General features: G+C 48.2%; 12 protein-coding genes. 3 read left to right on the top strand and 9 right to left on the bottom strand.

Features of this window, described 5'->3' with window-relative positions; genetic code table 11:
* Nucleotides 1-105: 105 nt before the first annotated feature.
* Nucleotides 106-645 carry a bacillithiol system redox-active protein YtxJ gene (gene ytxJ, locus MHI55_RS01235; RefSeq protein ID WP_339190293.1) on the bottom strand — a complete coding sequence of 180 codons (540 nt, stop codon included), beginning with the start codon at nt 643-645 and terminating at the stop codon, nt 106-108.
* A 453-nt stretch (nt 646-1,098) separates the two neighbouring features.
* Here ytxJ and MHI55_RS01230 point away from each other — a divergent pair, with 453 nt between their 5' ends.
* Nucleotides 1,099-1,956, top strand: a complete 858-nt coding sequence (locus MHI55_RS01230; protein ID WP_100526505.1) for a hypothetical protein — start codon at nt 1,099-1,101, stop codon at nt 1,954-1,956.
* A 113-nt stretch (nt 1,957-2,069) separates the two neighbouring features.
* Here MHI55_RS01230 and MHI55_RS01225 read toward each other — a convergent pair whose 3' ends face one another.
* The 3 genes from MHI55_RS01225 to MHI55_RS01215 all read right to left on the bottom strand — a co-directional run bounded on the left by MHI55_RS01225 (nt 2,070) and on the right by MHI55_RS01215 (nt 3,533).
* Entirely contained in the window at nt 2,070-2,498 is a 429-nt protein-coding gene (locus MHI55_RS01225) for a VOC family protein (RefSeq protein WP_339190294.1), read from the bottom strand.
* 167 nt (nt 2,499-2,665) lie between these two features.
* Complete coding sequence (locus MHI55_RS01220) at nt 2,666-3,226, bottom strand: hypothetical protein (protein ID WP_339190296.1); 561 nt, start codon at nt 3,224-3,226, stop codon at nt 2,666-2,668.
* Between the two features lie 79 nt (nt 3,227-3,305).
* Entirely contained in the window at nt 3,306-3,533 is a 228-nt protein-coding gene (locus tag MHI55_RS01215; protein ID WP_017691180.1) for a hypothetical protein, read from the bottom strand.
* Between the two features lie 177 nt (nt 3,534-3,710).
* Between MHI55_RS01215 and MHI55_RS01210 the strand changes: the two genes are divergently transcribed.
* Complete coding sequence (locus tag MHI55_RS01210; RefSeq protein WP_339190299.1) at nt 3,711-4,586, top strand: CPBP family glutamic-type intramembrane protease; 876 nt, start codon at nt 3,711-3,713, stop codon at nt 4,584-4,586.
* A 16-nt stretch (nt 4,587-4,602) separates the two neighbouring features.
* Entirely contained in the window at nt 4,603-5,364 is a 762-nt protein-coding gene (locus MHI55_RS01205) for a MerR family transcriptional regulator (protein WP_340388377.1), read from the top strand.
* 48 nt (nt 5,365-5,412) lie between these two features.
* Here the strand turns inward: MHI55_RS01205 and MHI55_RS01200 are convergent, their stop codons facing one another.
* The 5 genes from MHI55_RS01200 to MHI55_RS01180 are packed head-to-tail and all read right to left on the bottom strand — an operon-like array spanning nt 5,413 to nt 14,932.
* The gene (locus MHI55_RS01200) at nt 5,413-6,285 is read right to left on the bottom strand and encodes a sugar phosphate isomerase/epimerase (RefSeq protein WP_076254223.1); all 873 of its coding nucleotides are present in this window, start codon (nt 6,283-6,285) and stop codon (nt 5,413-5,415) included.
* Nucleotides 6,286-6,297: 12 nt separating this feature from the next.
* A complete protein-coding gene (locus tag MHI55_RS01195; protein WP_076254225.1) occupies nt 6,298-7,173 on the bottom strand; it encodes a sugar phosphate isomerase/epimerase family protein in 876 nt (291 codons plus the stop codon).
* Between the two features lie 38 nt (nt 7,174-7,211).
* Nucleotides 7,212-10,358, bottom strand: a complete 3,147-nt coding sequence (locus MHI55_RS01190; RefSeq protein WP_339190303.1) for an alpha-mannosidase — start codon at nt 10,356-10,358, stop codon at nt 7,212-7,214.
* A complete protein-coding gene (locus MHI55_RS01185) occupies nt 10,355-12,667 on the bottom strand; it encodes a glycoside hydrolase family 3 N-terminal domain-containing protein (RefSeq protein ID WP_340388375.1) in 2,313 nt (770 codons plus the stop codon). The genes MHI55_RS01190 and MHI55_RS01185 overlap by 4 nt, the downstream gene beginning before the upstream one ends.
* A 45-nt stretch (nt 12,668-12,712) precedes the next feature.
* The gene (locus MHI55_RS01180; RefSeq protein ID WP_340388373.1) at nt 12,713-14,932 is read right to left on the bottom strand and encodes a helix-turn-helix domain-containing protein; all 2,220 of its coding nucleotides are present in this window, start codon (nt 14,930-14,932) and stop codon (nt 12,713-12,715) included.
* Nucleotides 14,933-15,036 lie beyond the last annotated feature (104 nt).

The raw sequence follows: 15,036 nt of genomic DNA, 5'->3' as shown, positions 1-15,036 counted from the left end.
TCACTCCGATTCATAAATATGAAGACAAGTTATATTTTAATCGAAGTTCGTGTGCAAAGATATGATTTTTTTTGATATTTTTAAAGTAAACCTATCTCATACACTTCATCCAAATGGATTCTCTGCCCACTGCAATAATCTCTTCTTCGTGATTTTGCCATGGGAGGTATGATGGACGACTTTTCCCTGATCGAGCAGAAGCACCTGTGGTGACTCATGATGAACCTCGGTCTCTTCCGCAATGTAGCGGGATAACGAACGGTTTTCAATCACTTTGACGATGCGGTAGTCCATAGGTTGTTTGGGATCTGATGCATGGGTGCCTACAAACGCCATAAACTCTCTGTACGCTCTCGCACTGGTCGGACAAGTTGTGCTGTGTTTTAGGATAAGCACCGGATGATCCTGCGAGCAATGCAGCGCGTCTTCCCAGTCATCTGGTTTGTGCAATTCCCGGACATGCTCGCTGAGCATATGTTCCGAGTCTGACCCCGCACGTTTGCTAACCACCGAACCAATTACAATGCCAAGCGCCAAGCCAAAAGCAATCCCGAGTCCAAGCTGCTTCGTAGCCGTACCAATGCTGACTCCCATGGCAACACCTATAGCAAGCCATACAGCTTGATGATTTACCTTCTTCTCCATGCATATCTTCCCTTCCTGAAATATGTATATCAATGCTATATAAGTTCAACTAATCATTTACACGATAACGGAGAGGACAGAAAAAACCTGAAAAAGCGAAGCGGTCGCCTAAAAGCTTTCTGAAAGAAAGCTACATCGGAAGCATACGCTATCACCGGATTTTCCCTTAGGAAAAGGGAATCGAAAAATCTGGGGATAACAGGGGTTGGAAGGTTGTTCTGTCATCGTAGTGTCTGTGTAAATAATCTTTAGTTCAACATATATAGTAACAACTTCCCACCATATATTCTGATCAAATTATAGCATAGGCCTCTGTTAGCAGGCGTTGATAATCTTCATCTCCGAGTACAGATTTCAGCGTTTCGATTTATGCAAAATGCTCATTTGTGATACACTGGTTGTAATTTGGAAACGATGAACATGAAGAATGGATTGGAAGGGCGGAAATTCCATATGACATACGCATTTATGATTGAACCGCAGGATTTTATTGCGCTGGATAACGAAGATGAGCTGATTGAGAAATGTCAGGAGTGGGGCCTGCTTTCTGGTAAAGCGACCAAACTCAAAACGTTCTATTATAAAGGAAACGGATTGAACATGCCCTGCACCATCATTGGATATGTGGATCACATGGCAGCCGTTATTCAATTGGATAATGGACAAAAACATTGTATTCACCCGTCTTATCTGAAGGAAATGCAAGCGTCCAGTTACAGCGCCAGAAGCATAGGCACAGCCGGATCAGATCGCAGCACAGAATCGGCAACTTCGGATACAGTCGTACCAGTTACCCCTGCTGAACTTACGCAAACTCCAGATGCCCTGGTTAACCTGGATGAAATTCCGCCGGATCTGGATGATTCGGACGACACGGACACAGATGAATTCTCCTCTGGGCTAAAGGGTGATCCGGATGGGCTAGTAGAAGAGTATGTTGGACCTCAGTCTGGGGCAGCAAGTGATGCCAAACCCAAACCCAAAACAGCGAGCAAAGCTAAGAGCGTCAAAATTGATCTGCCAGAAGGCAAAGTGAAGATGAGTGCCGTTGTCAAAGAGTTCACCACCGTACCGAATCACTTCTCTGACAATGACGACGAAGTCATCATCTATGAAGCAGTTACCATTACGGAGCCAGACGTCATTGATGTTGGGGAAGCCTGGTCTAGCCACAGTGCCACCGTTAAGAAACAGGAACTGGAAGTGGGCGACGTTATCACGTTTGAAGCGAAAATTATCAAGAAGAAGCTGACACGTAACCCGGTTCCCTATAAAATCAACAATCCTTCCAAGATTCAGAAGGAAGACTAATCAAGGAAGATTAATCACGAGTCATTACAAAAAAACAAAAAACCTCCAAGACTGCCTGAAGCAGATCGCGGAGGTTTTGCCATTTGTAGGCTATATTAGCGAAGAGTACGCTCTTAAGCTTGTCCCGGCGTAGCATTAACCTGAAAATGTACGCCGAATTTGTCGACAACCGTGCCGTAGGCTGGACTCCAAAACGTCTCTTGTATCGCCATTTCCACTACCCCGCCATCTTCCAGTTGGCTGAAAATTGCTTTGGCTTCATCCACAGTATCCGTGTTCACAGTAATACTAACATGATTACCTATGGTGTACGGCATGCCTGGAAATGTATCGGACAACATTAATACCGAGCTGCCAATCTGCAAAGAAGCATGCATAATACGGTCTTTTGCTTCTGGCGGGATGGGGTGATTCGGGTCAGATGGACCGTCGCCAAATGTTTGAAGCGCGAGCACTTCGGCTCCAAATGCCTTTTGATAAAAATCTACCGCTTCACGTCCATTACCGTCTGTAACCAGATACACATTCAAGCTGATCGACATGCGTTCTTCATCTCCTTGGGCTCTTGTAATTATACGATTCACGCCACTTGCGACATGAGTATATATGAACAGATTGTTCTTTGACAAGCGTATATTTCTGCACTCATCCCTGCGGACCTTCACACGATTAGGGTTACCAACATATTCTTAATCCATCCCTCTCTCCACTACTTCTTGCGCCTGCGTATATAGTAGAGAACCGTGATCAGAACACCCGGAACCAGTGTTGCAAAACTGGCATAGATCAGACACCATTTCAACAGGGTAAATATCGGAGTGAGTTCAGCAAGCACAGGCGTACGTTCAGGATAACGATACATGATCAGGGATGCACCTATATTTTCAAGCATGTCCATAACCCAACCTAAGATCGGAATCAGATTCACCCAGCGCCAGCTACTCTTTACCGGAAGGTCGCGATATAGTATCGATAACAGAACAACCAAAAGAAACAGATAGGCCAAGGGCCATATGAGGTCAAATGTGAACCGTGCCTGAATATAGGCGCTCCGCCCTGCTTCACCATAATGCTCAGCCATCTGATAAAGATCATTTGCAGTGTATAGAAAAGAGGAATCCGGGGACTGCCCTCCACCGGCGGCCTCATCCGACTTTGCCGCCTGCCAGGGCAGAATAAATGCAATGAAACAGGAAAAAACAACAACCGCAGCTGCAACCCATTTCCAATTCACCCGCTGATAGAACCAACCTGACACTTTATTCAGCACGTTCTGTCCCCTTTCCGATAAAAAAAAGACCACTCTCCCGAATCCTATCGGTAAAATGGTTGTGTTCAATCCTATGAAGTTATCGAGCTTGAACGATGTTATCTATTTCACTTTTCAATAAGAGGTATCGGTGAACACTTCTCATGATCGGGACCTTCGTTAGTTTGTTCTTGTCCACGTACAGTTTCATCTGGTCTTTGGTCAAACCAAGCAAACTTCCAGCTTCCGATACCGTCAATACTACCTCGGGGTTCGTAGCATTAAACGTCCTCTTTACTTTCTGATTCCAGTCCTCGAATACCTGCATAGATCAGTGACATCTCCTATCCATAGCCAGTTATTATCAGGCTGAATATATCCAGTATACCACACTTGTGCTGCTCGTAACTTAATCCTTGCGCAGAACCATATTCTGATAGGCATATTTCCTGCTTGACCCTGACGTTAACTCGAGGGTTTATACTGGCTTCAGAAGGGGATTAGCATGAGTATGTCACCTGAACATGTAACCAAGAAACGACGCAGCAGTGGAATAGCCATTATTGGAATGAGTTGGTTGACGATGACATTGGGTCTGTTTTTTGCTACACTCGCAGGGGAGTTTGTCAGCACTATTGTTGCTGGTGAATGGATGGTTCATCTCATCCAAGCTGTTGTCATTATTAGTATCGTATTGCCCGTACTACTCGTCATTCGAAGGCACTTCCATATGAAGTCCGTTCTTCTTCCTCTGACAGGAAAAAGCATAATTCACTTGCTCTTTGGCGCATTATTTGCCACTTCTCTGGCCTTCATCGGATTAGCGATAGCCAGTATGAACAACTGGATTACGATTACGGAGTGGCACTTCTCAGCCGAGTTCTTGCTTACTGTTGCACTTAATAGTTGTATTGCTTTCTTGTACGAAGCTTTGCCAGAGGAACTATCCATGCGAGGCATGGTCTATGATGGATTACGCTTCAGACTGCGACTTCCTGTGTTTTTCGCTTATGTAACTCAAATCATACTCTTTCTGCTGGTTCCGATGAGTGTCAGCCTATTGCAAGAGCTCGTCGGTATGGATGCCGGAAACCGGATAACCTTGGATTATATGATCCTGCTCTTGACCTATGGTATTACGTTACAGCTTCTGCGCAGTTTGACCGGATCTTTATGGGCCTCCATCGGATTTCATATCGCTTACCTGGAGGTAGCCAGATTCGTTGTTATGCCAGGTGATAGACCGGCATTGTTAAGCTATACCACGCAAGATAACGGGTTGGCCGAAATATTTATTTTGTATATGATGATAATCTTCGTCGGTGGGATCATTCTGGCGGTGCTCAATGCATGGCGCTGGTGGAGAATACATAAATCATGAGGGAGGGATCTGCCAGTTGTATACCGTTGGGCAACTATCCAAACATACCGGAGTATCCATTCGAACACTGCATTATTATGAAAAGCTGGGTTTATTGCGACCGGCCCGTAATGAGAACAATCAGTATCGCTTATATGGTGAAAAGGATATTTTACGGCTTCAGCAGATTACCATTCTGAAGAAAATGCATTTTAAATTGAATGAGATTGGAGAATTCCTCAATCAGGATGCTGCTCGCTCTGAACCAGAGAGTACCCTTACTTTATGGAATAATACGTTGGAACAACAACTGGCCGTCGTTAAGGAACAGCAGGAGAGATTAAGCAAGGTCGAGCATCTTCTTTTTTCAACCATATATGCCATCAGAGCATCTGGTACAATCAGTCTGGATGAAATGTTGGGTTTCATCCGTGAACTGGATCAGCCTCCGGGCAAGTTCCGACAAGATGTTTTTACACCTGAAGAAATGGAATCGTTACCTCTGAATAATCAGAACAATTCAATATCCATGGAATGGGCTGATATTCTTAAAGATGTCCATACATGCAAGATGGAACCTCCGGATTCCGAAGCCTCACGGTTACTGGCCATTCGAATCTCTGATTATGCTGAAAGGGCTTTTCAAGGGAATGCAGAATTGGCAGAAAAATATTGGGATTATATCACCCCAGAGGATGATCAGTCAGCTCGTGTATATGGTATGACAACGGATACCATGCGTTACATCGAAATGATCCTGGATCGATGGGCAGTCCAGAATCCTGATGATCAACAATAAGAGCCACTTCGAAAAGTGGCCCTTGATCCATTCCCTCGTTATGCTTCGTTACGCCTCTTCCCAGAAGCGGCGCAGGTTGTCCATGGCGATTTTGGATGCGGATTTGCATTCCTCCATGCCTTCGAACTCCACCGTAATGTTGCCATCATAACCGGAGTCTTTGATCAGCTTTACAATTTTACGAATTGGAATGTCACCTTGTCCAACGATGGCCCCACGCAGGAAGTTACCGTTGGCCGTCGTAAACCATTCACCCTCACCTGGATGCTCATCATAAGGACGGAAGTAAAAATCTTTAAAGTGGACCAGAGAAGCGTACGGCAGATTTTTCATGACACCAATGATCGGATTCTCATCCACACACATGAAGTTTCCAATATCGAGTGTTGTTTTGAAGTTCGGACGATCTACAGCATGCAGAACACGCTGCACCCGATCACTCGCCTGCACGCTGAAGCCGTGATTTTCAATGGTTGTCGTGATGCCAAACTGCGCGGCATAGTCCGCAATGATCTGGCTTCCCCGCACCATCAGCGGCAGATTTTGCTCGAACCAGGCGATGGTCATCTTCTCCTTTGGCAGGGTAAACGCCGTGACGTCATGACGCAGATGTTTTACACCCATCCGGTGTACGACATCCACATGTCTTTTGACCCGAGCCATCTCCTCTTCAAACGCCTCTTCCGTCTCCTGCACGAAGTTCGCTGGCAGCGAGTAGTTGGACAGTTCAATATCCTTAGACGCTGCCCGTTCCCGAATCGCATCCGCCAGATCGTGATTATCCTCAACAGTGTAACCGTAAGGAACCATTTCCATATGCTCGCCGCCGTTCGCCGCAATCCAGTCGATCACATCCAGCACCGTCATCTCACCCGAATTCAAATCGTTCAACAAACTATACGTGCTCAGGCCCACTTTCATCTGCTCAGCTCCCTATCGATATTGTTGGATAAATTGAACCGCTTTGCGAATGTCCTGCTCCGGTTGATGGCCTACTTCACGTTCAATCGTCAGATAACCGGTGTAACCAATCTCCTGAAGCGCTGCAAAGTATCCATCAAAATCAACGCCACCCTCGCCCAGCGGCACCTCACGGAAGAAAGTCCCGGAAGAGACCATCTCGGCAATCTTATCGTGATCCATAGGGGCATAACCGACCGCTCCGTATACGTCTCGTGGGTCAACTTCCTTCAGCCGCACACCATCCTTCACATGAGTATGTACGATGTAATCCTTGAGCAGATGAACGCCCCGCGCCGGATCATCTCCGGTCACCATCACCATATTCGCCGGATCAAAATTCACCGATACTCCGTTGGTCGATAACGTATCCAGGAATCCTTTCAAGTCAGCAGCCGTTTCCGGTCCTGTCTCAATGGCAAAGTATGCGCCAACACTTTTGGCGTATTGGCCCAGTTCCTCACAAGCAGCATGCAGTGTGGCATAAACTTCTGATGAAGGGTCATGTGGAACAATGCCGATATGTGTAGTGACAATGTTGGTGCCTAGATCGAGGGCCAGATCCACGATCCGCTTCGACTTCTCTACTTTCCACGGATTATCTTCCTTGACCTGAAACCCATGTCCGCCCAGATCACCGACCAATGCTGAAATTTCGAGACCCAACGAATCGATGTAACTCTTCAGCTCCTTGCGCGCCGCAGGTGACAAATTTTCAGGGTCCATCTCTCCCTTGACGGCGTAGATCTGCACACCTTCTGCACCTACGTCTTTGGCTTTGTTCAACCCTTCCCGTCCCCCTACGCCAAAGCTATCCACGATGACACCAATCTTATTCGTTAATTTCATGTCATACCTCCTGTGATTGAGTGAGTAACTCTACGTTCTCATGTAAATGTAAGGTTCGACTCATTACTGATATCAACAAGTTTCACCGACTTGATCTCATACGGTTTGAATGTCAGTTCAATTGTGCCGTTTGAACAAGCCAACGGATGGATCTCATCCTCCAGCAGATTAATGATGGACGCTTTGATTTCCTTTTCAGCCCACTGAACCTGCACCGTTTCCCGACCTCCGGATGATTCGTAGAAACGTAGTACTGTTCCGGAACCGTCTTCCGCTGGCTTGATTGCATCCAGAATGACATGCTCACTGTTGAACTGAACCCAAGCATGTTCAGCTGGCAAGTGACCGGAAGACTGACTCGCTGCCACAACTTCGACCGGATGATTCAGCTCCATCGCCCGGCGAACGACGGCAGCTTGTCGCCAATCTCCCTGGTGTGGCAGGATCGAATACGTGAATTCATGATCGCCCTGATCGGCATGTTCATCCGGCCATTTCGGAGCACGAAGCAGAGACAGGCGGATCGTCCGATCCTTGATGTCATACCCGTACTTGCAATCATTCAGCAAACTCACACCGCTGTTGCCCTCCGAGATATCCGCCCAACGATGTCCACAGACCTCGAACTGCGCCTGCTCCCAACTGGTGTTGTTATGAGTTGGACGCTCCAACGCTCCAAACGGAATTTCATAAGCCGCTTTGGCTGCCACCAGGTCCACCGGAAATGCCACCTTGAGCAGTTTATGGCTCTCATTCCAGTTCACTTTTGTACGGAAATCAACACGCCGCTGGTAACGATGCAAAATGATATCCTGACTGATCTCCGATTGATTCAACTTCCAGACAAAGCGTAGTACATCTCGCGTAGCCCCGCGCTGTACAATCTCTCTGGAGATCAACTGCACCGCACCAGCTCGCTGAGATTCAAATCGTGGATCGATATCCCATGCATCCCAGTACGTCGGTTTGTCGTGGAAAAACTGCCACTCATTCGCCCGATCACCAGGCTTCAGCCAGTCACGTCCTACCGTTTTGTCATACCATCGGGTGATCTCTCCCAAGTCATTGAACTCAAGGGTATAGAATTCGGTTTCCCACGTGGAAGGGAAGGATTTTTCTTCTCTTACTGGAAGGATAACATCCGATGCTTCGCGCAGCCATATGGTTGTATACCCAAAGGCAGGAATCGACGGAACATGCACGAGCAACGTATACTTGTCTTCCTTTTGTTCAAGATCACAGGCCAGACGATTTCCTTGACGATCAAATGCTGCCATCCTGGCGAGGTGAGCATCCCCTGTAATGGTGATATTTTCTCCGCGTTTCCAGCCAAGGCTGTTGAATATAATGTAAGGAAGACCATCGACTTCATCTGTTGCAATGTTCTCCGCAAGGATATCCAGCGTTTCCCGTAGTGCGGATGTACCCAGTGCAAATACTTTCGTGTACTCCTCGGTGGACGTTACGTAAACTTCTGGAATCGACGTTCCCGGAATAATGTCATGGAATTGGTTGAGCATAATCAACTTCCAGCCTTCATCCAAATCATTCTTCGTGTGCGCGCCGTAAGCCCCGGCAAATTGCCCCCAGATTTCCGCTTCCCGGTATAATACCTCTGCCTTACGGTTGCTACGTTTGTTCCTCGCATGAGTTGTATACGTTCCGCGATGCAGTTCCAGATACAAGTCCCCGTGCCATTTCGGCAACGTCGGATTATTTAATGATATGTCTTCAAAAAAAGCCCCTGCTGTGCTGAATTTACTGATTGGCTGTCCAACCATCAAATGGGATCGCTCCGCAAACTCCACCATCTCATTCGTCACGCCACCACCACCATCGCCATGTCCGTAAAGCAACATTTGCTCAGGGTGCACATCCTTTTGTTTAAATGATTGCCAATGTTCATCCACATCTTTGGGACGCGTATGTTCATTCACCCCATGATTCAGATATGCCAGCACGGAAGTGCCATCTATGCCTACCCAGTCGAAGAGGTCATACGGAAACGCATTGGTATCATTCCAATTCAGCTTGGTGGTCATAAAATAAGGAATACCCGCGAGTTTCAGCATCTGCGGTAAGGAAGCGCAGTAGCCAAAGGTATCCGGCAGCCACTCGATGTTGGAGCGTTTGCCAAACTCCGCCTGATAGAAGTTCTGTCCATACAGAATCTGCCGAACTAACGACTCGCCACTCGGAATATTCAGATCCGGCTCGACCCACATGCCTCCGACCAGCTCCCAGCGGCCTTCAGCAATACGGGCTTTAACTCGCTCGTACAGCTCCGGGTAATGATCCTTCACGAAGGCGTACAACTGCGGTTGGCTCTGGGAATACACAAAATCCGGGTACGTATCCATCAAGGTGCACATGGTCGAGAACGTGCGACTGGACTTGCGAACCGTCTCACGTACAGGCCACAGCCAGGCAATATCAATGTGGGATTGTCCAACCAGATGCATGAAGCCACTCCGATATTCCTCCGGGTCTTCCTGCTGTACTGACTGTGCTAATACATATTCGAAGTTCTGTATCCAGGTTGCATCATTCCAGCGTTCCGGGTCATTGTACATGTTATCCATCACCTGATGAATAGCCTGAACAAGTGCCATCCGCTTGGGCTCCTTCTCGTTATATGCCCGGAGCGACTCGGCGAGTACCGTCACGCTGTACATCAGGCTCTGCAGTGGCTGATTAACATGAACCAACGCTGCCCGAATGCCCTGAATAGGCGGCTGAATGACAGCTTGTCGGTTGAGTGGATCATGCGGCTCTGGAATCGGATCGTAGAGTTCAATCTCCAACTGCGGTGTATTTCCTACCCGACTTCTCGGAAGGGGTACGAACCCGTGGTTCCGGTCCAATCCGTGATAAGGCATGTCATTCACCTTAAGCAGCCCTTCTCCTCCGGCCTCGAAGATCAGCCCAACGGCTTGATCTTGCCATTCCGCAGGAATCTCCACAATTTTGCTCAGAAAATACGTCGTTCCATGTACGCTGTTCAGCGGATTCAAGTTTTGCACTGCCTTGTGGGACTGCTCATCTTCATTTACTTCTGCCTGTTCGTACTCGTATTCCCCTGGCCGAATGTATCTGGCCCTCTGCATCTCCCACGCTGGAAGCTCGATCGTATCCAGCCATTGCCGCTGTTTCAGATCTTCGATGAATCGCTGAATTCGAATCATACCTCCACCCCCACCTTCTGAATGTGCAGACTGCAGGCGGTCGAATCCATAGAATTGCAGCCAACCATGAGCCTGAATTCACCCGGTTCTACGACAGACTGGAGACGGGAGTCGATCAGTGCGAGATGTTCTTTTTGCACAGGGAATGTAACGGTCTGGGTCTGTCCTGGCTTCAGATGAATTTTACGAAAACCCTTAAGTGACATTTCAGCCCGCGTAACCGAAGCCGACACATCCGTGATGTACAACTGCACAACCTCGCTTCCCGCAACCGCTCCGGTATTCGTGACTTCAACCATCACCTGAGCTTCATCTTCCGGGCCGATGACTTCTGGCATTACTCTTACATTCTCATATTTGAATTCGGTGTAGCTCAGTCCGTATCCAAACGGATACTGCGGCGCCAGATCCATCTCCAGATACCGTTTGCCACGAGTGCGTTTGGCATGATAGTAGACCGGAAGTTGCCCAACATGCTTGGGAATGGAGACGGTAAGACGACCAGATGGATTCACGTCGCCAAACAGAATATCCGCAATCGCGTTACCACCTTCCTGTCCGGGGTACCACGCTTCCACAATGGCATGGACATGCTCATCAATCCAAGGTTCAGCAATGGGGCGGCCGTTAATATACACAACGATAACGGGTTTCCCCAGCTTATGTACCTCCTGCACCAGCTCCAATTGAACACCCATGAGATTCAAAGACGCCCGGTCAATGCCCTCACCGCACTCCATATCGTTCCATGGATCATCGGTTACCACGGCCGCACCTGTCCGCAAATCGACCGTACCTTCACCAAAATCGCGGGCGCTGGAACCACCCATCACCATCACGATGACATCGGCCTGTTCCGCACAGGCGAGCGCTTGTGCAAAGCCCTCCCTGGAATCGCCTTTAATCCGGCAGCCGGGTGCGTACAGCACCTGACCCGAATCCACACCAAGCTTGCGCGTAATGCCATCCAGTACCGTGACGATCTGTTCTCTCGGCTGTGGCGAGGTATAGTCTCCAAGCTGGTTATAGATATGGTTCGCGTTCGGACCAATGACAGCTAGCTTTGGACCTGTTTTGGCAAGCGGAAGAGTATTTCCTTCATTTTTCAGTAAAACAATCCCCTCTTGTGCAACTTCCCTCGCCAGCTGAGTATGGTCTTCACATCCGATGACCTGTTCTGCAAACTCTGGATCAACGAAAGGTTGTTCAAACAGACCAAGTCTGAATTTCATCTCCAGCACTCGCCACACAGCCAAGTCCAGATCCTTCTCTTCGATCATTCCCTGCTCAAGCGCCTGAACAAGATGTTTGCGGTACATGTACCCGGACATCTCCATGTCTACACCTGCCTGAAGGGACTGTGCCACGGCCTGTTCCCCGTTCTCGGCGGTGTTATGTCCATGGACCAGCATCTGAATGGCACCAAAATCAGTAATGACAAATCCATCAAAACCCCACTGCTCGCGCAGAAGGTCATTCAGCAGATACGTACTGGACGTGCACGGTACGCCATCTATCTCGTTATAAGCGGTCATGACGGAACAAGCCCCGGCTTCCACTGCTTTTTTGAACGGCAACAGATCTATTTCATGTAATTCACGTAATCCCATATGCACAGGTGCTGCATTACGTCCACCCTCTGAGCTGCCATAAGCCGCAAAATGCTTAAGTGTAGCGACAATCGTCTGGTTGGAGTCGAGCCGATCACCCTGTAGTCCCTTCATGGCTTCTACTGCAAATTCACCGATTAGGTATGGGTCTTCGGCAAAACATTCCTCTGTCCGTCCCCATCTCGGGTCACGTACCACATCAAGCACCGGGGAATACGTTGCCGCTCCCCCCTGGCTCCGGGTCTCCACAGCGATGGCTTCACACATCTTGCGGTATAACTCCATATTCCACGTGCTGCCCACCATTAACGGTACCGGAAATACTGTCGCCCCGATCGCCATATGCCCGTGGGAACACTCTTCCCCGAACAAAATAGGAATGCCCAGCCGGGAATGCTCCATGGCATACTGTTGAATAACATTCGTGGCAACGGCTCCCTGCCGTGGGGTAAGCCCCGTTTCCAGCGTCACTTCAGTCCATGGATCGGCCCGAAGCACACCATACAGAGAACCGACACCGCCCTGTTCCATGTCCGCTTTGAACTCTTCCGTCACCTGTACTGTACCATCAGCTGCTTTATCATACGTCTTCCATCCCATCGGCTGAATGAGTTGTCCAATCTTCTCTGCCGTTGTCATCCGTCCGATCAGATCCTGAACCCGCTCCTGAATGGGAAGCGAAGCATCTTTATAGTCCATATGCACATTCTCCTTATGCGTTCGGAATTAGTTAGGCGCGTGCACTCACATGGCTTTGCGGTAGTCACTTGGTGCCACACCCACCACGTTTTTGAAAGCCCGGTTGAAGGAATTATAGTTCGTGTAACCCACTTCCTCACTGATCTCCTGAATAGCCTTATCCGTCTCCTGCATGAGCAGCTTAGCTTTTTCGATGCGATGACTAATGAGCAGATCCACAAACTTCTCTCCAATCTCATCCTTGAAAAGCTTGCTCAGATACTTCGGATTAATATCGAATAGATCACTAAGGTAGTTCAGCGACAGATCAGGATTGTTGTAATGCTCTTCGATGTATTTGCGAATCTCCAGAATATGTGATCTGTGTTTTCGGGAACAATGCAGCGTCTGCATCTGCAACGCCAGTTCTCTGAACCCTTCCCAGCACAGCTCACGCAGATCGTCTAACGTCTCCCAGCCCTCAAGCCTTGGAAGAAGCGGGGTGAATATAGCAGCCCATGACTCCTGATACTCCCGTGGAAGTTCGGCGAATTCCCGATTGTAATGTTGAAATAACAATTGGATCGTATTCATAATCTCCTGACGGGACAGAACGGACTCACTGATTTGTTCAAACAGTCTCTCAAAATGCTTTTCCCAGACATCGTCCGACAAGCGCATCGCCTGTACCAGCAGCGAGATGGTTTTCAGAAACTCATACACATCATTGGTCGAATTCGGCACATCGCTACACGGAATGATACGGTTTATCCCCAGTACAGCCTTGTACTCCAGCGCGTGCACAGCTTCTTTCAACGAAGCTCTCAGCCCCCGAATATCGACAGCAACCCGACCAACACCAATGGTCACGGTGAAGTTCAGATACTGATCGATTCTGTCCAGATAACCAGCAAGCAATCGATGCTCGGTCTCCTCAGCCTGTTCCATTGCCGGAATCCAGAGGATGGCGTAAAGACGCTGATCGGAGATCCATTCAACCCATACTTCCGTTCCTTCATGACGCGCACTCTCCTGCAGGATACTGGATAACACAAATTTCAGGAGGGATTGGTCCTGATCATGATACTCCGTCACAAATGCAGCATACCGATCCATTTCAACTACCATGACGGCCCAACGGTGCTCCAGCTCAGGCAGTTTGAACTTCTTCATCTCCGCTGTCAGCTCCGTGCTCGTAAAGTCTCGTGTGCCCTCCAGCAACTCCTGAAAGAACATTTTTTTCTGCAAAATCAGATTCTCTTCATGCTCCTCCTGATATTGTCTCGTCTGATCAATCATGCGTTCCAGCGTTGTATGGATGAATCGGAACTCATTCTCTTTGCCATAGTTCAGTCCGGATTGCTTCTGCGAAGAGACGGTCTGAATTAACGTGACAATCTGCTGAATCGGCTTGTAGTTTCTACGGGTCACGTAGATCACCCACACCACCCCGATCAACACAACCACTACAGCAAAGGCAAACCAGATATTATAAAATTGCAGCGTCCACTTGACGATTTTTCCATTGTTGAGACCTGTCTGCACCTTCCAACCACTATAACTCGACGTAAATTCGGAGAAGACTTCTCCCGACGTGGTTTTAGTAGAAGCTGCAACCCCTCCTGGCATGCTGCTATCCCACAGATTGCCGCCCGAACGGTTGAAGATGTTCACAAACGTAAATTCCGGATCATACATCTGCATGATGGATTTTCTCAGGGTACTCAGGTCCACGTTTGTGACCACAAGTCCTTTGCCGTTTCCTACACTGCGCACAATCGTAATCACTTGCTCCGTCGCTTGCGATGGAAAAGCCCGGAACGCTCGTGCCCCTGCCCACTTCTGTTCATCCCTTGACCGGCTATCTGCAATAAAGTCTGCATCCGGGAACTCTTCAATCGGAACAGCCTTCCCGTTACTGAAGACCGTGCCATCCCCGTATCGAACGAGATAAATCGAATCAATCAGCGGATACTCTATTTTCAATTCATCAACCACCTGGACCGCCTGAATGCCGGCATACACATCATCGCTGCCAGATACCGAGAAATAATTCTTCAAGTTAGGGTTGGTCAAAATCTCACGCAGTACCTTGAAGTCGATGGAACGCAGGGAGTTGTCCAGATATTGCGTGACCTGAGAGGCCAGAAATTCATTGGCCTTAAGCGCTTCTCTACGGTTCTGTTCATTGAATACTTGAAAGAAAATAAAGAATAGAATGGTCGTCACAATAAAGAAAACAGGCAGATACGATAACAGCAAACGTCTAAACCAATTGTTGTTCATCTCCGAGATCCCCCCACCATTACTGTTCATGCTGAATGACGACAAACATCTGTGCTGATCGCTAATTTTCCATAAATATTCAGTACATTATATCGGATGACGTG

Source organism: Paenibacillus sp. FSL E2-0151 (assembly GCF_037993015.1).
GTDB classification, from domain to species: domain Bacteria; phylum Bacillota; class Bacilli; order Paenibacillales; family Paenibacillaceae; genus Paenibacillus; species Paenibacillus amylolyticus.
This window is presented reverse-complemented; position numbering and strand designations above follow the sequence as displayed.